Origin of the sequence: Halomonas sp. hl-4 (assembly GCF_900215475.1) — a bacterium.
In the GTDB taxonomy this organism is placed as follows: Bacteria; Pseudomonadota; Gammaproteobacteria; order Pseudomonadales; family Halomonadaceae; genus Vreelandella.
Genome location: NZ_LT907845.1, coordinates 2,560,236 through 2,583,154 on the forward strand (window position 1 = coordinate 2,560,236; position 22,919 = coordinate 2,583,154).

The window sequence follows — 22,919 nt, forward strand, 5'->3', positions numbered from 1 at the left end:
GCTCAGTTCGCAGATTTTATAATAGCCTCTAATGCTGCTTGATAGCCCTGTGTGCCTAACCCGGCAATCACGCCGTCGGCGCGCAGCGAGACGTAGGAGTGGTGGCGGAAGCTTTCGCGCTTGTGCACGTTAGAGATATGTACCTCAATCACTTTGCCTTCAAACGCATTGAGCGCATCGAGAACGGCCACCGATGTGTGAGTATAAGCCGCCGGATTGATGATGATCGCCTGGGTGCCATCGGTACGCGCGGCGTGAATGGCATCAATCAGCTCGCCCTCATGGTTGCTTTGCAGGCAGTTAATATCCCACCCAGCAATCACGGCTTTTTCCCGCAAAGCGTTGTTAACATCTTCCAGCGTTTCATAACCGTAAATTTCCGGCTGACGTGTTCCCAGGAGATTTAGATTGGGACCATGGAGCACCGTTACCTTTGGCTGACTCATTGACTGATATCCTTTCTTAGCGACATATCATAATGTAGGTTAGTGGTATTTTTATCGTAACTTATTATTAATAATGAATTTTTCATGTAATTTCAAAAAAGCCTATTTGTTCGTTATTCGAACAGCGTGTTACATTGTACGTTCTTAATCACCAAAAAAATGGCCTGCCGACCCATGGATGCAATGGTTCAGGAAGACAAACTTGATCCCGATGACCGCGACTTCGTAACAGCACTTGCGAGCGGCTTGGAAGTGATTCTAGCATTTGATGAAAGCCACTCTCGAATGACGCTTAGCGAGGTGGCATCCCGCACCGGCATGAATCGCGCCAAAGCACGACGCTTTTTGCTGACATTGCATGCATTGGGCTATGTACGTAAACAACAACGCTACTTTGAACTCGCACCCCGTGTGCTGCAACTCGGCTATGCCTTTTTATCTGCCAACAACTACCGCAGTGTTATTCAACAGTACTTGGAAGACATTACTCAGGAGAGCGGCGAATCCTCATCGCTAGCTGTGTTGGATGGCGATGAGGTTATCTACGTGGCGCGCTCAGCGGCTCCCCACCGGCTAATGGGTATTACGCTCTCGATAGGTACTCGCTTACCAGCAGCGCACACGTCCATGGGGCGGGTACTGCTCGCCCAACTCCCCGAAACCGAACTTGATGCCTTTCTGTCGCGGCTAGAGGTCACTCGCTATACAGAAAAAACCGTGACCGATAAAGACGAGCTCAAACAATGCATCTTAGAAGTCCGTCAACAGGGTTATGCCATTGCCGACCAAGAGCTTGACCCCGGTCTACGCTCATTGGCAGTACCCGCGTTTGACGCCAACGGCAAGCTATTAGGCGCGATCAATATCAGCACCAACGCCGCCCGAATCGACTTGGACACGCTATTAAATAATCACCTGCCACTATTGCAGGAAAAGGCTCGACTAATTCGTACCAGCATTACCAGCTAATTGCGCAAGCGCCTGCTCTAGCGATGCCTGCTGGCGTTTTGCGTAGAGCGCAACTTCATCGATCACCGGCACGCCCAGCGCCTGCTCGAACTGTCGCTGGTTGGCGTCACGGGCGTAGCCGCTGTGTCCTTTATCGCCCAGGTTCGACTGGAAAATGCCCGCCGCACTGACCGGCAGAAAATCCTCGTAAATCATGGGAGAGATCGTTAGCGCACCCTGCTCCAGTAACGCTTCCACATCGCTTGTGTCGATAGAGCCGGCCACCTTGGCGCCGGGCGCGGCGTGGTAGTGGAAAAAAGCCAGGCCCTCGCGGCGCAGGGTGGCATCATCATCCGGGAAGGCTTCAAACACTGCCGATAAGCGGGTCTGGTGAGTGTCGTTATCTGCGACCGTCGCGCTTTTTGCGTCGCCCAATAAACGGTCATACAGTGCCCGCCCTTTGTGCGTCAGTGCAATGCCGCGCTGCTCGATTTCGCCAAAGCGGGCGGTGTGATGCCCCTGGGCGGCATCGGCAAACGAAATCGGCTCTTCCAGCGCCTTGAAGCTGGTTTGGCGCAGCAGAATCGGGCAACGACGGCGTGGAGGCCCTTCGATGATGGCTTTGGGGTCAATACCCACCTGAGGCATACGCCGCTGCACCTCGTCGATATCCAGGGTACGCGGCGTCAAGTGGTTGATATGCGGGCCCTTGAAGCACACTACGTCAGCAATCAGCCGATGCTCCTGCTGCAAGCGCTGATAGGTCGCCAGGTCGACCGTGGCCTGTTCATGCCAGCGAAACGTTTCCAATGCTTGATGGACAAACTGCTCAGCCTGTTCAGCGGTTAGCCCACCCTGGCGTTCAAAACGCTCTATCAAGGCTTCCGCCTGCGGGGTGACAATATGGCGGGCATCGAGAATCTTGCTGGCCTGCTCGCGCAGCGCGGGATCGTCGATCAGTTCCAGGCGCAACAAAGAAGTGAATACACGGAAGGGGTTGCGCGAAAGCGCCGCATCGTCGACCGGTCGAAATGCCGTAGAGTGTACCGGTACGCCTGCGGCGGCTAAATCGTAATAGCCAACGGGCTGCATCCCCATCACCGCGAACATGCGCCGCAGCATGGAAAGTTCCTCAGCTGTGCCAACGCGAATCGCGCCATGACGCTCAACGCTAATGCGCGCCAAATCGTTGTTCGCTACTAGCGTGTCACGCAGCGCCGGGGATGCAGCCAGCACCTCTTCGTTCACCGACGCGACCAATGACAGCAGGGCACTGTATTGCGGGACTTCCTGCTGGTACATGGCCGACATTGCCTTGGAAAACTGATCGCGAATGTCGTCGCTGCTGACGTGCGCTGCACTCATCGTGCGCTCCTTGAAAGCAATAAGAACTGGGTAAGTATGAGCTTGATAAGATAGTACCGCGCCTGTTTCACCGACAATTGCATATTTTCCGCCCTTAGCTTCATCAAAATGCCATCGGTATCGGTCGGCAGCGTTGGGAGGTCACGCGCCCGGCTGTTACATTAATGACCACTTTCCTTGAGGCAGACTCAATACCATGACGTGCCCGCTTTATATCGGCTTGCCCATGTGGGCCAACACGGATTGGCTGGGCTCGCTCTATCCGCGTCACGCCAAAACTGACCTGCTCAGCGATTATGCGGCGGTGTTTTCCAGCGTAGAAGGCAATACCACCTTTTATAGCGGTGCCCCAAAGCCAGAAACGGTAGCGGCTTGGGCACGCCAGGCGCCCGCGCATTTTCGTTTTTGCTTCAAACTTCCCGCTAGCGTCACCCACGATCAGCGCTTAACGCGCTTAGAAGAGGCCTGGGCCTTTTTAGACGCCCTAGCCCCGCTTCACGATCGGTTAGGCCCCACAATGGTCCAGCTTCCCCGCGATTTTGGCCCCGATGAGTTACCGCAGCTGGAAGCCCTTCTCGCCGATTGGCCTGCTCATTTAGCCTGCGCCGTGGAAGTCCGACACCCTGTTTTTTTCCACAAGGGAACGGCTGAGCAAGCCCTTAACCGCCTGTTGATAACTTATCGAGCCAACCGCGTGATGCTCGACGTCCGCCCGCTGTTTTCGACGTCGGCCAATAGCCATCCCGGGCTTGCCCATGCTCAGCAAGAAAAGCCGAAACTCCCATTACACGTGCTTTCGACAGCAGATCATCCTATCATTCGCTTTATTGGCCATATTGACAAAACCATTAACATTGACTACTTCAATGCCTGGAAATCACGCCTTTCCCTGTGGATAAATCAGGGGAAAACCCCTTTCTTATTTGTGCATACAGCGGATAACCGGGAGTCGCCCGCGTTAGCCCGCATGCTCTATAGCGCCGTCCATGACATTACGCCTTTACCACCGCTTGGCCCATTTGCCAATGAAAAGCAGAGCCAGCTATTTTAGCCTGCCTTTTTAGCGATGCTGACTGGCATGCAAGGCACTGATCGGATAAATTGCGCGTACTTTCGAAAAATAACGTAGGCAATCCTCTGTCTGTGGTTTTTCGAATAGCGGTGCAACGCGCCGACAACAGTCTCATTACAATTAATTAACAGGTGATGTATGGCAAAACTTGCACATGCACAGTGGTCATCGAAAATGGCCTTTGTGCTGGCAGCTGCAGGCTCTGCAGTAGGCCTAGGCAATATCTGGAAATTCCCCTACATGGTGGGTGAAAGCGGCGGTGCCGCGTTCGTGCTGGTATACCTTGCCTGCGTGGCGCTGGTCGGTGTGCCTATTTTGCTCGCTGAGTGGATGATCGGTCGGCGCGGCCAGAAAAACCCCATCGACAGTATGCGCGAGCTGGCCAAGGAAAACGGCCAGTCCCAGGGGTGGGCGCTGGTCGGTATCAGCGGCGTCCTGGCCGGCTTTTTGATCCTGTCTTTCTACAGCGTGATTGGTGGCTGGTCGCTCAACTATACCTTGAGCTCGGTGATTGGCACCTTTAGCGGCCAGGATTCCGACAGCGTTGGTGAGATCTTCAACGGCATGCTGGCAAGCCCCGGGACGCTGCTGTTATGGCACAGCGCCTTTATGGTGCTGGTGGTGGGTATTGTCGCCCGAGGTGTGACCAAAGGGCTGGAGGGTGCGGTGCGCTCACTGATGCCGGCACTGGTCATTTTGATGCTGATTCTGGTGGGTTACGGCATGACCACGGGCCACTTTGGTGAAACCCTGGCGTTTATGTTCAGCCCCGACTTGAGCGCACTGGATGGCGGCGTGGTACTGGCCGCGATGGGCCAGGCATTCTTCACGCTCTCGCTGGGCATGGGTATTATGATGGCCTACGGCTCCTACCTCGGCGAAGACGTTAACCTGCTGAGCACGGCGCGCACGGTCATTATTATTGATACCGTCATTGCGCTGCTAGCTGGCCTAGCGATTTTCCCGATTGTGTTTGCCAACGGCTTAAGCGCTGGCGAAGGCCCGGGATTGATCTTTGTCACGCTACCTATCGCATTCGGCAGTATGACCGGTGGCGCCATACTGGGGCTGATGTTCTTCCTATTGCTGACCTTTGCCGCGCTCACCTCAGCGATTTCGCTGCTGGAACCAACCGTCGAAATGTTGGAAGAGCGCACATCGCTGTCACGTATTACCGCGACGCTGGTTAGCGGCGTTGCCGTTTGGCTATTGGGCGTCGCGGCACTGCTGTCGTTCAACCTATGGTCAGAATTTTTGGTCTTTGGGCTGAATATCTTCGACTTGCTGGATACCTTTACGGCGAAGATCCTGCTGCCGCTCACCGGTCTTGGCGCGGTAGTATTTGTCGCCTGGTGTCTGGAGCGCAAAAGCGTCGAGCAAGAGCTTGCCTTGTCCGCGACAGGAACCAGCGTATGGAACATCGTGGCACGCTTTATCGCACCGATTGGCGTTATCGTGGTGTTCATCACCGGCTTTCTTTAATAGGGTCGGCTTGGCTCTGCGCGTAGCAGGGCCAAGCGCCTATAATTAGCATGCTCTAAAACGGCTTAGCTTCCCTTAAGGCATAGCCGCTTAGTACATTTCTCAGTGCAGTTCGCTCTCTTGCCGTTCATCTTCGTCCGGCAAGGGGGCGATATCCTGCGATAGTTTTTGAAATTCCCGGTGTAGTTCAATGCCTCGACGCGCGCGCAGGTTACGTTGCGCTGCGCTACGCCGCCGTTGGGCGTGTTCGTCTACTTCCATACTCATGAAAATATCGAGCAGTTCGCTCTTAACCGAGGTGATGCGTTCGACGTTTCGCATGATCGACGTTCCTCCAGGTGAATATGCCTTCGTCCACCTGCATCGGTGACGACTGTTAGATGATGCAGTGCGACACTTCATTTCTTACTATAACCTACTTGACAAAATGATGACCAATTCAAAAAACCGTCATCTAACGCCGTGTCAAACTAACGTGGGCGCAATGCTTGCTTGCCCATTTAGTGCGTCACTCAGGCATACTGGTCGCACGCCTAGCATATAACGCTGCGCCGCTTGATTAAGGAGCTAAACGTGAGTCGCGCCCTGTTCGATGAAATGAGACGCCGCATGGAGCACTTTCGCCGCTCCGAGCAGAAAGTGGCGCGGTTTGTACTGCGCAATCCCGAAGAAGTGATCCACATGCGGATCGTCGACCTCGCTACCGAGGCGAAAGTCAGCGAGCCCACCGTGGTGCGTTTCTGCCGCGCCCTGGGATGCAATGGCTTTCAGGATTTTAAATTGCAGCTGGCACAAATGCTGGCCACCGGCAGCCAATTTGCCCAGTTCTCGATGAACGATAGCGATTCAGTCGCCGAATTCTCGCATAGCATTTTCGACTCGACGGTAGGCACCTTGCTGTCGGTTCGCGACCGGCTCGATAACGATGCCCTGGGCCGTGCCGTAAATGCGCTGGCGATGGCCAATCGCGTCGAGTTTTATGGCTATGGCGCGTCAGGCGCGGTGGCGTTTGATGCCCAACACAAATTTTTTCGGTTACAGATTTCCACCTCGGCCTACGCCGACCCCCACATGCAGAACATGTCGGCGGTGACGCTCAAAGAAGGTGATGTGGTGGTGGCCATTTCGCAAACCGGGCGCACCAAGGCGCTGGTGGCAAGCGTACGGCTAGCCCGGGAGGCGGGCGCGACGGTGATTGGCCTGTGCCCCAGCGACTCGCCGCTGGCGGAAGAAGTCACCCTGCCGCTGTATATTGACGTGCACGAAGACACCGAAATCTACACGCCGATGAGTTCACGCATCGCCCATTTGGTACTGGTCGACGTGCTCGCGGTGGGCGTGGCCAAAACCCGCGGCCCGAAGCTCGCCGAACAGCTCAAATCGGTTAAGAAAAGCCTTAACTCGCTGCGCTTCCCGGAAGACTCCCAATAAGTCTTAGGGAAGGTTGAAGCGAGGTTTTTTCGCCATGGCCGGAAAATGTTCCCGACATTTCCGGCATTTCCGCCAGCCATGGCGGTCAGATGGCGAAAGTAGCGCCCTCGCGGAGACCTGCCCTCGGTAGTGAGTTGTGAAGATGTCATACCTGTATGCACAGCCAGTTCAATGGCTGTGCTAAACTGACCGCCCATTTTTCGACCCGGCAGCGGCTTATATGGACGACGTCACGGCGATACTCGATCAGCTTAATTCCGACCAGCGTGAAGCGGTTAGCGCCCCGCAAGGCAATCTGTTGGTACTGGCGGGCGCAGGCTCGGGCAAAACCCGTGTGCTGGTGCACCGTATTGCCTGGTTGATGCAAGCCGAAGGGTTGTCGCCCTATGCGCTGCTTGCCGTGACCTTCACCAATAAGGCCGCCCGCGAAATGCGCACCCGGCTGGAAGCGCTGCTGGGGCTATCGTTGCGAAATGTGTGGGTGGGCACCTTCCACTCAATTTCCCACCGCCTGCTGCGCACCCACTGGCAAGATGCGCGACTGCCACAACACTTCCAGATCATTGATGCCGACGACCAGCTACGGCTGGTCAAACGCCTGCTCAAAGACTATTCCATCGACGACGAGCGTTTCCCGCCCCGCCAGGTGCAGGGGTTTATTTCCGGCTGCAAGGAAGAAGGCCTGCGGCCCCATCAGGTCAACGTCGACGGCGATGCCTACCTAGGCCAGATGGGCGAACTCTACGAGCGCTATCAGCTAACCTGCGAACGCGGCGGGCTGGTCGATTTCGGCGAGTTACTGCTCAGAAGCCTTGAGCTATTGCGCGACAACCCGGCGTTGCTGGCGCATTACCGCGAGCGATTCAGCCACTTACTGGTCGATGAGTTTCAAGATACCAATACGCTTCAGTACGCGTGGCTCAAACTGCTGACCGGCATGCAGACGCCGATGACCGTGGTCGGCGACGACGATCAGTCGATCTACGGCTGGCGTGGCGCCAAGGTCGAGAATATTCGCCGCTTCGAGCAGGAGTTCCCCCAAACCCACACCGTCCGCCTTGAGCAAAACTACCGCTCGACCAGCGCGATTCTCGACGCCGCTAACGCGCTGATCAGTCACAACAGCGAACGCATGGGTAAGCAGCTATGGACCGAAGGCGTCGAGGGCGAACCCATCTCGATATACGCCGGTTTTAACGACCTTGAAGAAGCGCGCTTCATCGTCGACACCATCAAAGAGAAAGTCGATGAAGGACTGAACCGCCGCGATATCGCCATTCTCTACCGCTCCAACGCGCAATCGCGACTGCTGGAAGAGACACTGATCCGCCAGGGGATGCCCTACCGCATCTACGGCGGCCATCGGTTCTACGAGCGGCTGGAAATTAAAAACGCCCTGGCCTATTTGCGCCTATTGCTTAATCGCGACGACGACGCCTCTCTTGAGCGGGTAATTAACGTCCCCACCCGGGGCATTGGCACCCGTACGGTGGAAATCGTCCGCCTACGCGCCCGCGAACAGAACATCCCGCTGTGGCAGGCGCTGCACGACGCGATACACGATGGCACCTTGAAAGGCCGCGCAGCCAACGCGGTGCAGGCATTCGCCAATTTGATTGAGGCGTTGGACAACGACGTTTCAGGACTTCCGCTGCATGACATCATCGACCACGTCACCGCCAAAACGGGCTTGATTGAGCACCACCAAAGCGAACGCGGCGAGAAAGGCCAGGCACGGGTAGAAAACCTCGAAGAACTGGTCAACGCCGCACGGGCGTTTACCCACGGCGATGCCTTCGAAACCCCTGAAGCCGGTGAGGGCATGGCCGCGCTGGAGGCGTTTTTATCCGAAGCGGCACTCAACGCCGGCGATCACGAAGCCGAAGAGTTCGAAGACAGCGTGCAGCTGATGACGCTGCATTCGGCGAAGGGCTTGGAATTTCCCGTGGTGTTTATTGCCGGCGTCGAGGAAGGGCTATTTCCTCACAAGATGTCGCTGGAAGAGCCAGGTAGGCTCGAGGAAGAGCGCCGCCTGTGCTACGTGGGCGTTACCCGGGCAATGCAAAAACTCTACTTAACCCACGCCGAAACCCGCCGCCTGCACGGCAAAGAGGTGTTTCCCCGGCCTTCGCGTTTTATACGCGAGCTGCCGCCGCACCTGCTCGAAGAAGTACGCCTGCGCGGGCATATTTCACGCCCGGTTACCGCCTCGCGCACGTCTTTTGCCCAGCAAAGCGTCGAAAGCCACGGCGACCTGCCCAGCCTGCATGTCGGCCAGGGGGTGGAGCATCCGGTCTTTGGTGAAGGGGTCATTCTCAACGCCGAAGGCGAGGGTGCCCGTGCCCGGGTGCAGGTCAGCTTTGAAGGTGAAGGCGTTAAATGGCTGGTGCTCGGATTTGCTAAGCTAACGCCTCTGTAAACCGCCCGTGACCGGGACGTTCACGCGCCATTACTTGCGCCTATACTCACGCACCCATTGCGCCGTGCAGAGGACCTTATGAAACAACGCTTGAAACGCCTATTCCCCGAAGTGTGCAACGGCTGGTCAGAACTCAGCGGCTACCATCGTTTTGAGCGCATGGTATCGTTGGTACTGGCCCTCGCTATCGGCGGGGCCGTGCTGGTCGCCATGTATCATCTGGTCATTCATGTAGTGCAGCTATTATTCATTCAAAGCCGCGACCCCTTCGACTACCGCGTGTTTCAAGCGCTGTTCGACATGATCCTTACCGTGCTGATTGCCATGGAATTCAATAACTCGATCATCCGCACGATGACCAGCGGCAAAGGCTTTATCCACGTCGAAATCGTGGTGCTGATTGCCATTATGGCGTTGGTACGCAAATTTATGGTGCTGGACATGGAAACCATCGACCCATGGCAAATTGGCGCGCTGGCAGCAGCGGTGTTGGCCCTCGGTGGCTGTTACTGGCTGGTTCGGCATGCCAACCGCATGAAAGATGCGAGCGACGATTGACCATAAAGCTTGCGGGAAAAATTCGCTTTATCGCATACTGGCTGGCGGACAAGGCGCACCCAGCGCCCCTATAACAACAGCGTGATAACTCTTGGAGTCTTGCTCAATATGCAACGCCGTCACTTTCTCAAAACCGCCAGCCTTGGCGTCGCTGGGGCTGCTGCTGCCCCCTTTGTATCCACGTCTCGCGCCCGCGCCGACGAAACCTATACCTGGGACATGGTCACCTCATGGCCAAAAAACTTTCCCGCGTTAGGTACCGGCGCCAACGACTTCGCCCGCCGCGTGGAACAGCTTTCCAACGGCCGCATGAAAATTACCGTTCACGGTGCGGGTGAACTGGTGCCTGCGCTCGAAGTCTTTGATGCCGTCGCGGCCGGCACCGCTGAAATGGGTCACTCGGCATCTTACTATTGGCGCGGAAAAGTCGCTGCCTCGCAGTTCTTCACTGCCGTGCCCTTCGGCATGACCACCACTGAAATGAACGCCTGGCTTTATCATGGCGACGGTCAGGCACTGTGGGATGAAATTTACGAGCAGCACAACCTGAAACCCTTTGCGGTCGGCAATACCGGTCCGCAGATGGGGGGCTGGTTTAAGCAAGAAGTTAACTCGCTGGAGGATATGCAGGGCCTTAAGCTGCGCTTGCCGGGCTTGGCCGGTGAAGCCATGAACAGCATCGGCGTAAGCACCGTCAATATGCCTGGGTCTGAGATTTTCACCTCATTGCAGACCGGTGCTTTGGATGCCGCCGACTGGGTCGGCCCCTACAACGACCTGGCATTCGGCCTGCACCAAGTGGCTGACTATTACTACACCTCGGTATGGAACGAGCCAACCGCGGTGCTGGAAGGCACGATCAACCTGGATGCCTGGAACGAGTTACCTGAAGATCTCCAGGCGGTTATCACCGAAGCTGCCCGCGCGTCGAACCTGGCGATGTACAGCGAGTTTGCCTTCCGTAACGCCCAGGCTCTCGAAACGCTGGTCGACGAGCATGGCGTGAAGTTGCGCACTTTCCCTGAAGATGTCATGAAGGCGCTTTACCAAAGCTCCCAGGAAGCCATCCAACGCCAGATCGACGACGATGAGGAATCACGCCGCGTATATGAATCCTATTCAGCGTTCCAGAAAATCGTCCGCCCCTTCAACGATGTCGGCGAATACGCGTACTTGAAAAGCCGTGATAACGTAGGCGGTTAAGCTACTCAAAAACGGTGAAGAGTTGTATTAAGGGCGCTTTTAAACAAGCGTCCTTTTTTGGTTTAGGTTAGCCGTGCACCGCGCGAATGCGGCCGTTGTCGTCCAGCGCCACCATCACAAAACGCGCTTCGGTGACTTTTTGGCGCTCTTCCAGATGCGGCTCGTGCAGCGCACGCACCCAGACCTCTACGTCGATTTTCATTGAGCTGTGACCCACCTCTTGAAGCTGGGTATACACGCTCACCATCGACCCCACCCGCACCGGACTTAAAAAATCCATCGCCTCAATGGCCACGGTGGCGGTTCGCCCCCCGGCCTCTCGGCCAGCTGCCAGCTCGGCCGCTTGATCCATCTGGTTAACCAACCAGCCGCCGGAAATATCGCCGTAAACATTGGTATCCTGGCGTGAGGCCAGTAGTTTAAGGGTCAGTTCTCCTTGGGGAGCAGGCACATCGTCCAAATCGGTATCCAGCAGTGTCATGTGTCGGTCGCTTTGTCGGTTTATTATTGTGAATATCAGGTCGCCCTCTAAGGCACACCTTGTTGCATCGCAATACGCAGATAGTTAATCACAAGAGAGCATTCGATTGAATAGTAACGGTTTCGCTTTACGCATTAAATATCTCGCGGCCCTAGGCTTGGCCTGGCTACTATTGGGCTTGCCGCTTGCGAGTTGGGCGCAATCCCAGGGGCCTTCGGCAAGCGGTACCCTGGGCACTGTCGGTTCGGACACCATGGCCGGGCTGATGTTGCGCTGGGGCGAAGCGCTTACTACCGAGCATCCAGATATCAACGTTCAATTTCAAGCCAGTGGCTCTGCCAGCGCACCGCCCGCGTTACTCGCCGGTACCACCCGCATCGGGCCCATGTCGCGGCGCATGACCGATGAAGAACGCGACGCCTTTGTTGAGCGTTACGGCTATCCCCCGTTAGAACTTCGTGTGGCGCGCGATGCGTTAATCGTGATTGTGCATCGCCATAATCCATTGCCTGCCATCTCGCTTAAAGACGTGGATGCGATTTTCTCGACCACTCGGGCTTGCGGCAGCGAGCGCTCGGTATCTCGCTGGGAGGCACTAACGCCGGGCGATGAGGGGCCAAGCGGGCCTATCGCCTTGCATGGACGTAACATTACCTCGGGCACCTACGGCCTGTTCCGTCAGCGCTTGCTATGCGACGGCGACTTTCGACCTGATATCAGCGAGTACATGGGCGCGTCAGCGGTCGTCGCGGCAGTCGGGGAGTCCTATGCAGCCATGGGCTACTCGGGTTATAACCACCTAACACCGTCGGTGAGGGCGCTCCCTCTGGCAACCGAGCAGGGTAACGCCGTGCCACCGAGCGAAACTGCCATCCAAAGCGGCGAGTATCCGTTATCGCGCTACTTGTATGTTTACGTCAACCTGCCGCCAGGTGAGTCGCTGCCTTCCGCAGAACGCGCGTTTCTGGATCTGGTCATGTCCGCTGAAGGCCAACAGATTACCCGAGCCGCAGGCTTTGTTCCCCTGCCACTAGACGCCTTAGAGGCTCAGCGGGCATGGTAGGCAGATATTGTCATTTAACTGTCACAAAGGTCCCGTAACGTAAGGAGTTCCCATGCAAGCCCACACGCTGATCCTATCGCTGACTTGTCCATGATCGTCACATGACCCGCGCTCGGTTTTCTTCTCCGCCGTACCGCCACTTAAAAGACCGTATCGCCACCGGACTCATCACCGCCGGCGGCATTGGCGTGCTGTTGGCGGTATTGGGCATTGGGGTGTTTTTAGTCTGGGAAGCAGCCCCCTTATTACTGAGCAACGATCGCGCCTCGTTGACAACGCTCTCACCGCTGGCCTGGGGCACGCTAAAAGCCGCTCTGATGGCGCTACTGTTTGCGCTACCGTTGGCGCTTGGAGCGGCGGCTTACTCGGCGTTTTTCATGTCCCCGCGGCTACGCAGTCGCATTAAGCCAACGCTGGAAATGATGGAGGCCATCCCTGGCGTGGTAGTGGGTTTTATTGCCGGTATGGTGCTCGCGCCTTGGGTCGAGCGTCACTTGGCCAGCACTCTTGTAGTGCTACTTTGGCTGCCGCTCAGCGCTGGGCTTGCTGGCTTGCTTTGGCACCTGGCGACTCGCCGTTGGCAGCGTCGCTTGCCGCTTTCGTGGGCGGCGTTGTGGCTGATTCCTTGGCTCATCGCCATGTTTATGGTGGCCCTATGGATAACCCCGCTGGTGGAGCAGGCCTTTTGGGGCGGCGATCTCCGCCAACACCTTTACCAATGGTTTGGCCTCGACTACGTCACTCGCAATGCGCTGATTGTTGGCTTGGCGATGGGTTTCGCCGTCATCCCCAGCGTTTATTCGCTCGCCGAAGATGCCCTTACCGAGGTCCCCCGGCCGCTCTTGGAAGGGGCTCAGGCGCTGGGCGCTAGCCGCTGGCAGGCGGTGATCAAGGTGGCGCTTGCCGCCGCGGGGCCGGGGCTGTTTTCCGCCATCATGATTGGCGCGGGCAGAGCGGTGGGAGAAACCATGATCGTGCTGATGGCCAGCAGCAATACGGCGCTGCTCAGCGCCAGCCCCTTCGAGGGCATGCGCACCATGGCGGCCGCCATCGCCATTGAGCTGCCCGAAGCCGCCGCCGGAGGTGCCACCTATCGCATGCTGGTGTTGGCGGCGCTGGTGCTGTTTTTGTTCACCTTTTTCGTCAACACCCTGGCGGAAGTGGTACGTCAACGACTGCGTCGACGCTATCAGCGCATAGGGGGTGTTCCATGAAGTGGCTGAAAAGCGCCATGCAGCAGGGCGTCTGGCCCTGGTTATGCGCAGGCAGCGTTGCACTCTCATTGCTGATGCTGGGTGCCTTGCTTGCGTTACTGCTAACGCGCGGCCTAGGCCATTTCTGGCCCGCTGCGTTGGACGAAGTCACGCTGGACAATGGTGACGTAGTGGCGGGCGAGGCGGTACGCGAGATGCCGCTCCCCGACCAGGAAGGTCACGAGCGCCTCTACTTTACGGGCAATCGCGACGTCGACGACGCCCGCTGGCGCTGGGTGGCTATCGACGCCATTGCCCGGCAGACCCAGCCGGCGAACCTGCTGCGCCTGGAGCGGCGCACCTGGGGCGACTTTATCGGCTATCTGGAGGCGGTTGAGGTCAATGGCGAACGCTTTAGCGGCCGTGAAGCCTGGCAGCAAGTGCAGCAAGCGCTGCCGCTGCCAACGGCACAACGCGCCCACTATCAGCTCACTTTGCGCACGCCCCAAGGGCAAACGTTGCGCCAGTCACTCGCCCCCGTGCTTAACGTCGAAGCGCCGAATGCCATGAATGTGGGGCAAAAAATTCAAGCCTGGGGGGGCGATGTCTGGCAATTTTTAAGTCAGGGGCCGCGTGCGGCTAATACCAGCGGCGGCGTATGGCCAGCCATATTCGGCACCATGCTGATGGTCATTTTAATGTCGGTAATCGTCACCCCGTTTGGCGTGCTGGCTGCCATCTACCTCAATGAGATTGCCCACCAAGGGCCGCTTACCCGACTGGTGCGTATTGGCGTTCGCAACCTCGCAGGAGTGCCGTCGATTGTATATGGCGTGTTCGGCCTGGGGGTGTTTGTGTACGGCATTGGTGGCTCACTCGACGAGTGGTTCTTCGACGACGCCTTACCGTCGCCTACCTTTGGTACCGGCGGCTTGTTATGGGCATCGTTAACCCTCGCCCTGCTCACCCTGCCGGTGGTGATCGTGGCCACCGAAGAGGGGCTTGCGCGGATTCCCGAGGCGCAGCGTGAAGGCGCGGTGGCGCTGGGGGCCACGCGGCTTGAAATGCTGACGCGTGTCGTGCTGCCGATGGCCACACCGGCCATGCTAACCGGGGTCATTCTAGCCGTGGCACGGGCGGCCGGAGAGGTAGCACCATTAATGCTGGTCGGGGTGGCTAAGCTCGCGCCGCAGATGCCACTCGACGGAGAATTCCCTTACTTACACCTGGAACGCAAGTTTATGCACCTTGGCTACCACCTGTTTGACACCGCCTTTCACGGCGAAGATGTCCAGGCCGCTATCCCGTTGGTGTATGCCACTGCTCTATTATTAGTTCTGATTGTGTTGGTGCTTAACCTAACTGCCATATTATTGCGTCATCATCTACGTCGTCAGCGAGGAAGCGAATGCTAGCATCTCGACATGTCGATCACGCCACGCAGGCGCCCGTGACGCTTTTTCCAGCGGAGCAGTGCTGCCTGAACATTGACCAGTTTAGCCTCGCCTACACGGGGAAACCGGCGTTGCAACAGCTTACGCTGCAGGTGCCCCGGCATCGTGTGACAGCCTTTATCGGCCCCTCGGGGTGTGGCAAGTCGACCCTGTTAAGGGCAATCAACCGGCTGCACGATCTTAATGAATCGGTCAGCCACAGCGGTGTTATCAGTCTCGAAGGGCAAAGCATTCATGCCCCGGAGGTTAACGTGACAGAGCTTCGCCGTCGGGTAGGCATGGTGTTTCAAACCCCTAACCCCTTCCCGATGTCGATCTACGAGAATGTCGCCTTTGGTCTGCGCCTGCAAAAGCGGCTCGCCAAGCGCCAGCGGGACGATATTATCGAATGGGCACTGACGTCGGCAGCACTATGGGATGAAGTCAAAGATCGCCTGCATCGCTCCGCTTGGCAGCTGTCCGGCGGGCAACAGCAGCGTCTGGTGATTGCGCGCACCCTGGCGGTTCAGCCAGATGTCCTGTTGCTCGATGAACCTGCATCAGCGCTTGATCCCATTTCCACGCTTAAGATCGAAGAGCTGATCCGTAATCTGAAATCTCAGCTAACGTTAGTGTTGGTGACTCACAATATGCAGCAGGCGGCTCGGGTGTCCGATTACACCGCCTTTTTGCAGCAGGGGGAGCTTGTGGAGTACGGCCCCACCGACCACGTTTTCACTAACCCTCGTTTACAACGAACCGAAAACTACATAACCGGCCGCATGGCTTAGGTTGCCGCAACCCCGTTAGGAGGGCTCCATGGACATTACCAGCGATACCCACAGCACGCATATCTCGCGCCAATTCAACCAGGAGTTGGAAGAGCTCAAGACCCACCTGATGGCCATGGGCGGGATGGTGGAAAAACAGGTGCAAGACGCTGTCTTTGCGCTGCTGGAAAACGATTCGCGGTTGGCCGAAAAGGTCCGCGATAACGACCGTCAGGTCAACGACCTGCAGATCCAAATCGATGATGAGTGTACCCGCGTGCTGGCGCGCCGCCAGCCTGCTGCCTCGGATTTGCGCCTGGTGCTGGCGGTCATCCGCGCCACCTCCGATCTAGAGCGGATTGGCGATGAAGCCAGCAAGATCGCCCGCAACGCCCTGACGCTGAGCGAAAACAGCAATACCGTTCGCGGGTTGGTCGAAGTCCGCCACATCAGCGAACACGTCCGCAAGATGCTGCGTGACTCGCTGACGGCGTTTGCCCGCTTCGACACCGAGCTTGCCATGCAGGTCATCCGCGAGGATGAGTTTGTCGACGGCGAGTACGGCAGCGCCATGCGCTCGCTGATGACCTTCATGATGGAGGATTCGCGCTCGATCACCTCGGTACTCAGCGTCATGTGGGTGCTGCGTGCGCTGGAACGCGTCGGTGACCACGCCAACAACCTGGCCGAACACGTCGTCTACCTCGTCAAGGGGCTGGATATCCGTCATACCGATCCCGACACCCTGGATCAGCAGGCGGCACCGAAAAAGTCTTGACCTGCCCCCTGATTCCTCATGCAATACGCCCTGGCTGCGCGGCAGCCAGGGCATTGCGATCAACGAGGAGTCATACTTTCCATGCTAGACGCGGTCACTGCCATCAGCCGGGGTACACGCTGTGTGTACGGCCCCGGGCTGAGGCGCTATATTTTCCTGCCCATTCTGGTCAACGTGCTGGTTTACGGCACCATGCTGCACATCGTGCTCGAGCGCTTTTCGGGCTGGCTGGCCAGCTGGATGAGTGCCGTCCCTGGCTGGCTCGATTGGCTGTCATGGCTGATCTGGCCGATATTTTTCTTAAGCCTGCTGGTGGTGGTGTTTTTCACCTTCACCCTGGTCACCCATTTTATCGCCGCGCCATTTTACGGCTTTCTCGCCGCCAAGGTGGAGCGTCAGGTGGTCGGCAGGGAACCCCTTGATGACCGCGGACTGACCAAAACGGCGCTCGATGCGCTAGGCCGCGAGCTGGTCAAGCTGGGGTACATTCTGCCTCGGGCCGCGCTTTTGTTTGTGATCGGCTGGATCCCGGGGCTCAACCTTTTCGCGCCGCTGCTGTGGGCGCTGTTTTCGGCCTGGGTGATGGCCATTACCTATCTGGATTATCCGATGGATAACAACAAGGTATCGTTTCGAGACATGCGCGGACGCCTGTCGGCGCGTTGGTGGCAAAGTCTCAGCTACGGGGGGGTGGTGACGCTCTTGACCTGGATACCGCTGGCCAACCTGTTCTTGATTCCCGGGGCCGTGGCCGGGGCCGTGCTGATGTGGGACGACCACTACCGTGATGTCCATACGCTCACCAAGCCTTGAGAAGATGTGCATTAACCGCAAGACGGTGTGGAAAAAAATCGCGTTAATGAGAGGCGATGGCGTGATATCGCAGGGAGCGATATCGAATAGAACCCAGTAAAAAACAAGACCCCGCCGTGGCGGGGTCTTCGACAGTGATCATTTTAGGCGATGTTGCTAACCAGCTTCCAATCCTTTTGCGGGATTCCAACCGTGGACGTTACCCTGACTGGCAGTGTGATCGCCTTTTAGATTCATCCTGTGAATCTTCAATCATCCCTGCTGACACAAGACGTCCTTGCCTCGCATCGGTTCACTATCTAAGCGTAGTTACTTTTCCCTACTATGTAAAGAAAAGTATCAACAGTTTTCTGCATTTTACAATACAAGGCGACTGTCGTATTTATCTAAGAGCAGACTCTGTGCCAGCTACCCACTAAGCTATTTATTATGTAATGATAACAAAGAGTTGTTTTTTTATGCTTCCTATCACTGCATGAGCGAAGCGTGACAAATGGATACTCACATTGTGAGTCGTAATGACACATGTAACGGGAATATCCACTCACGGCGCAGGGTTATTGCGTCATCGACGACGCATTACGCGGCGGAGTGGCAGGGGTAATGAGGCGGGTCGCCGGGAACACACAGCGGAACAGAGCACCTTCGCCCGGGCGTGAATCAATTTGTAACTGAGCGTCGTGGCGCAACAAGACGTGTTTTACAATGGCAAGTCCAAGCCCGGTGCCCCCGGTCGCGGTACTGCGGCCCTTATCAACGCGATAAAACCGCTCGGTCAAACGCGGAATATGCACGGGGTCGATCCCCTCACCGTCGTCGCACACTTCGATACACGCGCCTTGGCCAAACGCTGTCCAGCGCAGTGTGATCGTGCTGCCTGGAGGGGTATAACGCACCGCATTAAAGGCAAGGTTAGACACGGCGCTACGCATTTCCTGCTCGCTACCCACTAGCTGTGCGGGGTAATCGCTGTCGACCCTAAGCGTATGCTGATGATCAGAAAGCGCCAGAGCATCAGCTCCTACACTGTTTAACAAGGCGGTCACATCAAGATGCTGATGATCTTGACCGCCTTGATCAATTTCTAAGCGAGACAGCAGCAGTAAGTCATTTACCAAATTCTGCATGCGCTGTGTTTGGGCCTCCATCTGCTCAATTCCCCGCCCCAGGCGAGGGGGGAGCTGATCAGCCAGTTCACCATAGGTTTCAAGATACCCCGACAGCACGGTTAACGGCGTACGTAGCTCGTGGGAAACATTGGCCACAAAGTCTCGCCGCATCTGCTCTAGTCGATGCAACCGGGTGATATCGCGCGCCATAACTAAACGCTCATCGTCACCATAAAGGGTAATCTGGTACTGCAGAATGCGCCGTTCGTCTATTGGCGATGTGAGTGTCAGCGGCTCACCGTAGTCACGCGCATTAAAGTAGCTGATGAAACGCGGGTCGCGCAGCAGATTGGTAATATGCTGGCCGCGATCGTGGGCCGTTTGCAGCCCTAGCATATCGCTGGCAGCGCTATTCCACCATTCCAGGTCGCCGTGACGGTCGAGCATCACCACACTGTCACGCATGGCCTCAGAGGACTCTTGAATGCGGGCAAGCGTCGTACGCAGACGACTTTGGGTAATCCGTTGGCTTTTCTGATAGCGGTATAGGCGGTCAAATAGCTCGCCCCAAAGGCCGCGTGCGGCGGGTGGCTCATCCTGCGGCTGTTGCGTCAGCCAGCGATATGCGGCGCGTAATTGCCGCAAGTGATAGACCAAACACACGGCGAAGCCAGCGGCTAACCCTAGCCCAGGCATACCGACTAGCCAGCCCAAGCACGTGCCGAGTGCCGCCCATCCCACCAAGCGCCACAATTCACGGCTCCACAAACGCAAGGTTAAACTCGCGCGGAAAAGCGGTAGCCAGTACCGCGTACCGTTTGGATTAAGTTCTGGTGCGCATCGCCCAGGGCTTTACGTAACCGACGTATATGAACATCTACCGTGCGCTCTTCCACGTAGACATTGCCTCCCCACACCTGATCGAGCAGCTGGCTACGCGTATAGGCCCTTTCCTGATGGGTCATAAAGAATTGTAACAATCGATACTCGGTGGGCCCCATATCCAGCGCTTTACCGTAGGCGCTTACCCGGTGGCCTACCGGATCAAGCAGTAATCCGTTAATTTCGATAGGATCTTCTACGCCGCGAGGCGTAGCGCGACGCAGCACGGCTTTTAAACGCGCCACCAGTTCGCGAGGCGAAAACGGCTTGGTGATGTAGTCGTCGGCCCCCGCTTCCAGGCCCTGAATTTTATTATCCTCTTCGCCTTTGGCGGTGAGCATAATAATTGGCAATTCGGCGGTCGCCTCCTCTCGCTTGAGACGCCGGGCCAGTTCGATGCCACTCGTGCCGGGCATCATCCAGTCAAGCAATAGCAGGTCGGGCTGGTGGTCAACTACCATGGCGTGGGCATCCTGGGCGTTGTCCGCTTCAAGAACACGATAGTCAGCCATTTCCAGCGCCACCGCGATCATTTCGCGAATGGGTGCCTCATCATCGACGATCAGTACGGTCTTGGCGGTCATTCCAGAGCCTCACGGTGTTCGATAGAAAGTAATCCAGTGACATGTCAATGACGATCACACCATGACTTGATGACAATTCTATGACATTACCAGGGATTAGCCAGCAATCGGCCACCAACTCAGCGCAATCCCGGCAAACACCAGTAGACCTGACCAATGATTATTCAAAAATGCCTGGAAACACGGGTCCCGCTCACGCTGACGGATCAAACGCTGCTGGTGGATGAACGTCGCCGCCATACCCGCCAGACCAAGCCAGAAAAAACCGCCCAAACCGACGCGCGCGCCCACCCAAGCCAAAAGTGCCAGCGTGGCAAGCTGAAGCAGACCAATTACCAGCCGGTCGGCGTTGCCCAGCAGCACGGCCGTGGATTTGATGCCGATCTTGATATCGTCGTCGCGATCGACCATGGCGTACTGGGTATCGTAGGCGACGGTCCACAGCAGATTGGCAAAAAACAGTAACCACGCCTCCACCGGCACATCGCCCAAGACCGCCCCGAAGGCCATCGGAATCGCCCAGGAAAAAGCCGCGCCGAGTACCACCTGAGGGAAATGCGTGTAGCGCTTCATAAACGGGTAGATGAACGCCAGTAATACGCCGCCCACCGACAGCAAAACGGTAAACCAATTAGTTAACAGCACCAGCATAAACGCCGCAGCCACCAGCCCGATAAACAGCAACTGGGCTTCGGTTTCACTGATCCGCCCGGTGGCTAACGGACGATGTTGGGTACGCTTCACATAGCCATCAACGTGGCGGTCAGCATAATCGTTGACCACACACCCCGCTGCGCGCATCACGTAGACCCCGGCGATAAAGATCAATAGCACGTCGCGCCCTGGTACACCTTCAGCGGCCATCCACAAGGCCCATAGCGTGGGCCACATCAGCAGCCAGGTGCCGATCGGCCGATCCAGCCGCATCAGCCGTATAAAATCCATCAGGCGACCCATTCCCGTTGGCCGCAGTAGAGAACGATCCATGCTTACCTCACCCATCCAAGAGACGCAGCGTTAGCCTAGCGCGAAGGCAGCGCAAGATCATCCGCCATGGTCGATAAAAAGTATTCTTGAACCAGCAGCGATAGCCCCGCGTGTTGGAAAACCGAGCGTCGCCCCCACTGGCTGCTAACGCGTTTGTCACAGGGATAAACAAACCCAGGTGCATGACGCGTGGCATATAGCGGGCCGCGTACCAGGTCAGGCTGGCTAAATAGCCAACTACCCAGCGACCGCTCCCCCAGGTTTTCCAGGCACTGGCCTCTGAGCGTCTCAAGAGGGGCAACCGAGCGCGCAACCACCCAGGGGGTATCATCTATGCATAGGGCCACCTCGCGCAGCCAGGCATAGCGCCGTGCCGCTAGGCCCAGCGCCTGGGCCTCATGCGGCTGAGGTAGCCCAACGCCCTGGCGCAACAGCTGCACGCGAAAAGGCCGCTCGCCGCCTGCTGCCATAATACGCGCTGTCAATGAGTCTGTGGAGGCAACCCACTGCCACCACGCCGCGCTCATCGACGGTCGCAATGCCTTGACGGGTCGCCAACATGGCAAATCAGGGACGGACCCAATAAAGTGACGCGGCACCATAGCCTCCCAGGCAATTAAACGGTGCATTAGTGTAACATGAGGCCATATATAGGCTTTTGTCCCACTGACCTTTGGATAATTGGATGCCCTCATCACACGCTGAGCTGATTATTGTCGGCACGGGTATGGCGGGCGTTGGTCTTGCCCGTGCGCTACGCCGACAGAGCGATACGCGTTCGATCTGCCTGATCAGTGCCGATAGCGGCGATGACTACAGCAAACCCCTGCTATCGACCGCCTTTGCCAAGCGCCTGCCACCGGAACGCCTCGCCCAACGCAACGCCAACGAGCTCGCCGACTCGCTGGATGCCCGTGTGCTCACCCAGACCACCGTAAGCCAGTTGGACGCCGCGCATCACTCGCTCCGGCTGGCAGACGGCCAGGCGCTTGGCTACGACCGCCTGGTACTGGCCACCGGTGCCGAGCCACGCGTGCCCATGGCCATTCCTGACCCGCTCAAACCGCGCTGTTTTACCGTTAACAATCTTGACGACTATCGGTGTTTTCACCGCGCGCTGGGGGCTACGCCTGCCCGCGTGGCGGTCATCGGCGCAGGGCTGGTCGGCTGCGAATTTGCCAATGACCTGCATGCGGGGGGCCACGAGGTTAGCGTTATCGCCCCCGACGCTACGCCATTGTCCCGCTTGCTGCCTGCTCCGCTAGGTCGCGCGCTAGGCGAGGCGTTTCTGGAGGCGGGCATCCGCCTTGCGCTGGGCAGAACGCTCAAGACGATGGCGCTTAATGATGACGATGGCGTGACGCTAACGCTGGATAACGAGGACTCGCTCACTGTCGATGTGTTGTTGATGGCCACCGGTTTGGCCCCGCGTATTGCACTGGCCGAGGCGGCGGGGCTCACGGTTTCCGCCAGTGGTATCCAGGTAGACCGGCAGCTACGCACCTCGCACCCGGATATCCACGCCCTGGGCGACGTTGCCTGCGTTGACGGCATCAACGCGATGTACGTTCAGCCTCTTCAAGCCAGTGCCCAGGCACTCGCCGCCACCCTAGCTGGTACACCCACGGCAGTGCGCTTTGGGGCTTGGCCGGTAATCGTTAAAACGCCATTACTGCCGGTGGTCGCCTACCCGCCAACCCAGCCCCCTGAACGCTGGCGGATCGAAGGCGAAGGCGGTGATATGACGGCAATCGCGGAAGATAGAGACGGACGTTTGATTGGTTTTGCATTGACAGGCGGCTGCGTGAGAAGGAAAGTGGAGCTTTCCAGAGCAGCCCCTACGCTGCTAGGCTGAGTTTCGCGGCGCTGACGGTTTGGCTGAAATGATGGCTCAACCTCAGT

The 22,919-nt window shown here is 57.3% G+C and carries 22 protein-coding genes; 14 read left to right on the forward strand and 8 right to left on the reverse strand.

Features of this window, described 5'->3' with window-relative positions; translation table 11 throughout:
- Nucleotides 1-2: 2 nt before the first annotated feature.
- A complete protein-coding gene (gene aroQ / locus CPH17_RS12115) occupies nucleotides 3-446 on the reverse strand; it encodes a type II 3-dehydroquinate dehydratase (protein ID WP_074398248.1) in 444 nt (147 codons plus the stop codon).
- Nucleotides 447-620: 174 nt separating this feature from the next.
- Here aroQ and CPH17_RS12120 point away from each other — a divergent pair, with 174 nt between their 5' ends.
- Nucleotides 621-1,415, forward strand: coding sequence for an IclR family transcriptional regulator domain-containing protein (locus CPH17_RS12120; protein WP_074398246.1), 795 nt, complete (start codon nucleotides 621-623; stop codon nucleotides 1,413-1,415).
- Here CPH17_RS12120 and hglS read toward each other — a convergent pair.
- Nucleotides 1,389-2,759, reverse strand: coding sequence for a 2-oxoadipate dioxygenase/decarboxylase HglS (hglS, locus tag CPH17_RS12125; RefSeq protein WP_074398244.1), 1,371 nt, complete (start codon nucleotides 2,757-2,759; stop codon nucleotides 1,389-1,391). The genes CPH17_RS12120 and hglS overlap by 27 nt on opposite strands.
- Before the next feature lie 196 nt (nucleotides 2,760-2,955).
- Between hglS and CPH17_RS12130 the strand changes: the two genes are divergently transcribed.
- Nucleotides 2,956-3,810, forward strand: coding sequence for a DUF72 domain-containing protein (locus tag CPH17_RS12130; protein ID WP_074398242.1), 855 nt, complete (start codon nucleotides 2,956-2,958; stop codon nucleotides 3,808-3,810).
- Between the two features lie 159 nt (nucleotides 3,811-3,969).
- Entirely contained in the window at nucleotides 3,970-5,313 is a 1,344-nt protein-coding gene (locus tag CPH17_RS12135) for a sodium-dependent transporter (protein ID WP_096299672.1), read from the forward strand.
- Between the two features lie 102 nt (nucleotides 5,314-5,415).
- On the opposite strand, the gene CPH17_RS12140 is transcribed toward CPH17_RS12135, so the two are convergent.
- Entirely contained in the window at nucleotides 5,416-5,634 is a 219-nt protein-coding gene (locus tag CPH17_RS12140; RefSeq protein WP_074398238.1) for a PA3496 family putative envelope integrity protein, read from the reverse strand.
- Nucleotides 5,635-5,886: 252 nt separating this feature from the next.
- Here CPH17_RS12140 and hexR point away from each other — a divergent pair, with 252 nt between their 5' ends.
- The 4 genes from hexR to CPH17_RS12160 all read left to right on the forward strand — a co-directional run bounded on the left by hexR (nucleotide 5,887) and on the right by CPH17_RS12160 (nucleotide 10,924).
- The gene (hexR, locus tag CPH17_RS12145; protein ID WP_074398237.1) at nucleotides 5,887-6,744 is read left to right on the forward strand and encodes a transcriptional regulator HexR; all 858 of its coding nucleotides are present in this window, start codon (nucleotides 5,887-5,889) and stop codon (nucleotides 6,742-6,744) included.
- A gap of 220 nt (nucleotides 6,745-6,964) precedes the next feature.
- Nucleotides 6,965-9,163, forward strand: a complete 2,199-nt coding sequence (uvrD, locus tag CPH17_RS12150) for a DNA helicase II (RefSeq protein ID WP_096299674.1) — start codon at nucleotides 6,965-6,967, stop codon at nucleotides 9,161-9,163.
- Nucleotides 9,164-9,241: 78 nt separating this feature from the next.
- Nucleotides 9,242-9,721 carry a phosphate-starvation-inducible PsiE family protein gene (locus CPH17_RS12155; RefSeq protein ID WP_074398233.1) on the forward strand — a complete coding sequence of 160 codons (480 nt, stop codon included), beginning with the start codon at nucleotides 9,242-9,244 and terminating at the stop codon, nucleotides 9,719-9,721.
- Nucleotides 9,722-9,829: 108 nt separating this feature from the next.
- Nucleotides 9,830-10,924 carry a TRAP transporter substrate-binding protein gene (locus tag CPH17_RS12160; protein ID WP_074398231.1) on the forward strand — a complete coding sequence of 365 codons (1,095 nt, stop codon included), beginning with the start codon at nucleotides 9,830-9,832 and terminating at the stop codon, nucleotides 10,922-10,924.
- 67 nt (nucleotides 10,925-10,991) lie between these two features.
- Here CPH17_RS12160 and CPH17_RS12165 read toward each other — a convergent pair whose 3' ends face one another.
- The gene (locus CPH17_RS12165) at nucleotides 10,992-11,405 is read right to left on the reverse strand and encodes an acyl-CoA thioesterase (protein WP_074398229.1); all 414 of its coding nucleotides are present in this window, start codon (nucleotides 11,403-11,405) and stop codon (nucleotides 10,992-10,994) included.
- A gap of 106 nt (nucleotides 11,406-11,511) precedes the next feature.
- Between CPH17_RS12165 and CPH17_RS12170 the strand changes: the two genes are divergently transcribed.
- The 6 genes from CPH17_RS12170 (at nucleotide 11,512) to cysZ (ending at nucleotide 17,455) form a co-directional block, all read left to right on the forward strand.
- Nucleotides 11,512-12,468, forward strand: a complete 957-nt coding sequence (locus CPH17_RS12170) for a PstS family phosphate ABC transporter substrate-binding protein (protein ID WP_074398227.1) — start codon at nucleotides 11,512-11,514, stop codon at nucleotides 12,466-12,468.
- A gap of 101 nt (nucleotides 12,469-12,569) precedes the next feature.
- Nucleotides 12,570-13,682, forward strand: coding sequence for an ABC transporter permease subunit (locus CPH17_RS12175; RefSeq protein WP_096299676.1), 1,113 nt, complete (start codon nucleotides 12,570-12,572; stop codon nucleotides 13,680-13,682).
- On the forward strand, nucleotides 13,679-15,076 hold the full coding sequence (gene pstA, locus CPH17_RS12180; protein ID WP_096299679.1) for a phosphate ABC transporter permease PstA: 1,398 nt from the start codon (nucleotides 13,679-13,681) through the stop codon (nucleotides 15,074-15,076). The genes CPH17_RS12175 and pstA overlap by 4 nt, the downstream gene beginning before the upstream one ends.
- Nucleotides 15,070-15,885: a phosphate ABC transporter ATP-binding protein PstB gene (pstB, locus tag CPH17_RS12185; RefSeq protein ID WP_096299681.1), complete on the forward strand. Its 816-nt coding sequence runs from the start codon at nucleotides 15,070-15,072 to the stop codon at nucleotides 15,883-15,885. Before pstA ends, pstB begins: the two co-directional genes overlap by 7 nt.
- A gap of 28 nt (nucleotides 15,886-15,913) precedes the next feature.
- Nucleotides 15,914-16,642 carry a phosphate signaling complex protein PhoU gene (gene phoU / locus CPH17_RS12190; RefSeq protein WP_027337263.1) on the forward strand — a complete coding sequence of 243 codons (729 nt, stop codon included), beginning with the start codon at nucleotides 15,914-15,916 and terminating at the stop codon, nucleotides 16,640-16,642.
- A gap of 81 nt (nucleotides 16,643-16,723) precedes the next feature.
- The gene (gene cysZ / locus CPH17_RS12195; RefSeq protein ID WP_096299683.1) at nucleotides 16,724-17,455 is read left to right on the forward strand and encodes a sulfate transporter CysZ; all 732 of its coding nucleotides are present in this window, start codon (nucleotides 16,724-16,726) and stop codon (nucleotides 17,453-17,455) included.
- Nucleotides 17,456-18,012: 557 nt separating this feature from the next.
- Here the strand turns inward: cysZ and phoR are convergent.
- The 4 genes from phoR to CPH17_RS12215 all read right to left on the reverse strand — a co-directional run bounded on the left by phoR (nucleotide 18,013) and on the right by CPH17_RS12215 (nucleotide 21,544).
- Nucleotides 18,013-19,338, reverse strand: coding sequence for a phosphate regulon sensor histidine kinase PhoR (gene phoR / locus CPH17_RS12200; RefSeq protein WP_096299685.1), 1,326 nt, complete (start codon nucleotides 19,336-19,338; stop codon nucleotides 18,013-18,015).
- 2 nt (nucleotides 19,339-19,340) lie between these two features.
- Complete coding sequence (gene phoB, locus CPH17_RS12205) at nucleotides 19,341-20,030, reverse strand: phosphate regulon transcriptional regulator PhoB (protein ID WP_074398215.1); 690 nt, start codon at nucleotides 20,028-20,030, stop codon at nucleotides 19,341-19,343.
- Nucleotides 20,031-20,126: 96 nt separating this feature from the next.
- Nucleotides 20,127-21,017: a 4-hydroxybenzoate octaprenyltransferase gene (gene ubiA / locus CPH17_RS12210; protein WP_074398213.1), complete on the reverse strand. Its 891-nt coding sequence runs from the start codon at nucleotides 21,015-21,017 to the stop codon at nucleotides 20,127-20,129.
- Nucleotides 21,018-21,052: 35 nt separating this feature from the next.
- Entirely contained in the window at nucleotides 21,053-21,544 is a 492-nt protein-coding gene (locus CPH17_RS12215; protein WP_441316751.1) for a chorismate--pyruvate lyase family protein, read from the reverse strand.
- A 158-nt stretch (nucleotides 21,545-21,702) separates the two neighbouring features.
- On the opposite strand from CPH17_RS12215, the gene CPH17_RS12220 reads away from it, so the two are divergent.
- A complete protein-coding gene (locus CPH17_RS12220) occupies nucleotides 21,703-22,872 on the forward strand; it encodes an NAD(P)/FAD-dependent oxidoreductase (protein ID WP_096299687.1) in 1,170 nt (389 codons plus the stop codon).
- The last annotated feature ends 47 nt before the right edge of the window (nucleotides 22,873-22,919 follow it).

Coding starts and splice junctions, on each gene's coding strand:
- aroQ (WP_074398248.1), bottom strand. CDS start 446: ATGAGTCAGCCAAAGGTAACGGTGCTCCATGGTCCCAATCTAAATCTC.
- CPH17_RS12140 (WP_074398238.1), bottom strand. CDS start 5,634: ATGCGAAACGTCGAACGCATCACCTCGGTTAAGAGCGAACTGCTCGAT.
- CPH17_RS12220 (WP_096299687.1), top strand. CDS start 21,703: ATGCCCTCATCACACGCTGAGCTGATTATTGTCGGCACGGGTATGGCG.
- CPH17_RS12120 (WP_074398246.1), top strand. CDS start 621: ATGGATGCAATGGTTCAGGAAGACAAACTTGATCCCGATGACCGCGAC.
- CPH17_RS12175 (WP_096299676.1), top strand. CDS start 12,570: ATGACCCGCGCTCGGTTTTCTTCTCCGCCGTACCGCCACTTAAAAGAC.
- CPH17_RS12135 (WP_096299672.1), top strand. CDS start 3,970: ATGGCAAAACTTGCACATGCACAGTGGTCATCGAAAATGGCCTTTGTG.
- CPH17_RS12160 (WP_074398231.1), top strand. CDS start 9,830: ATGCAACGCCGTCACTTTCTCAAAACCGCCAGCCTTGGCGTCGCTGGG.
- uvrD (WP_096299674.1), top strand. CDS start 6,965: ATGGACGACGTCACGGCGATACTCGATCAGCTTAATTCCGACCAGCGT.
- ubiA (WP_074398213.1), bottom strand. CDS start 21,017: ATGGATCGTTCTCTACTGCGGCCAACGGGAATGGGTCGCCTGATGGAT.
- pstA (WP_096299679.1), top strand. CDS start 13,679: ATGAAGTGGCTGAAAAGCGCCATGCAGCAGGGCGTCTGGCCCTGGTTA.
- CPH17_RS12165 (WP_074398229.1), bottom strand. CDS start 11,405: ATGACACTGCTGGATACCGATTTGGACGATGTGCCTGCTCCCCAAGGA.
- CPH17_RS12130 (WP_074398242.1), top strand. CDS start 2,956: ATGACGTGCCCGCTTTATATCGGCTTGCCCATGTGGGCCAACACGGAT.
- hglS (WP_074398244.1), bottom strand. CDS start 2,759: ATGAGTGCAGCGCACGTCAGCAGCGACGACATTCGCGATCAGTTTTCC.
- phoU (WP_027337263.1), top strand. CDS start 15,914: ATGGACATTACCAGCGATACCCACAGCACGCATATCTCGCGCCAATTC.
- CPH17_RS12155 (WP_074398233.1), top strand. CDS start 9,242: ATGAAACAACGCTTGAAACGCCTATTCCCCGAAGTGTGCAACGGCTGG.
- CPH17_RS12215 (WP_441316751.1), bottom strand. CDS start 21,544: ATGAGCGCGGCGTGGTGGCAGTGGGTTGCCTCCACAGACTCATTGACA.
- phoB (WP_074398215.1), bottom strand. CDS start 20,030: ATGACCGCCAAGACCGTACTGATCGTCGATGATGAGGCACCCATTCGC.
- pstB (WP_096299681.1), top strand. CDS start 15,070: ATGCTAGCATCTCGACATGTCGATCACGCCACGCAGGCGCCCGTGACG.
- cysZ (WP_096299683.1), top strand. CDS start 16,724: ATGCTAGACGCGGTCACTGCCATCAGCCGGGGTACACGCTGTGTGTAC.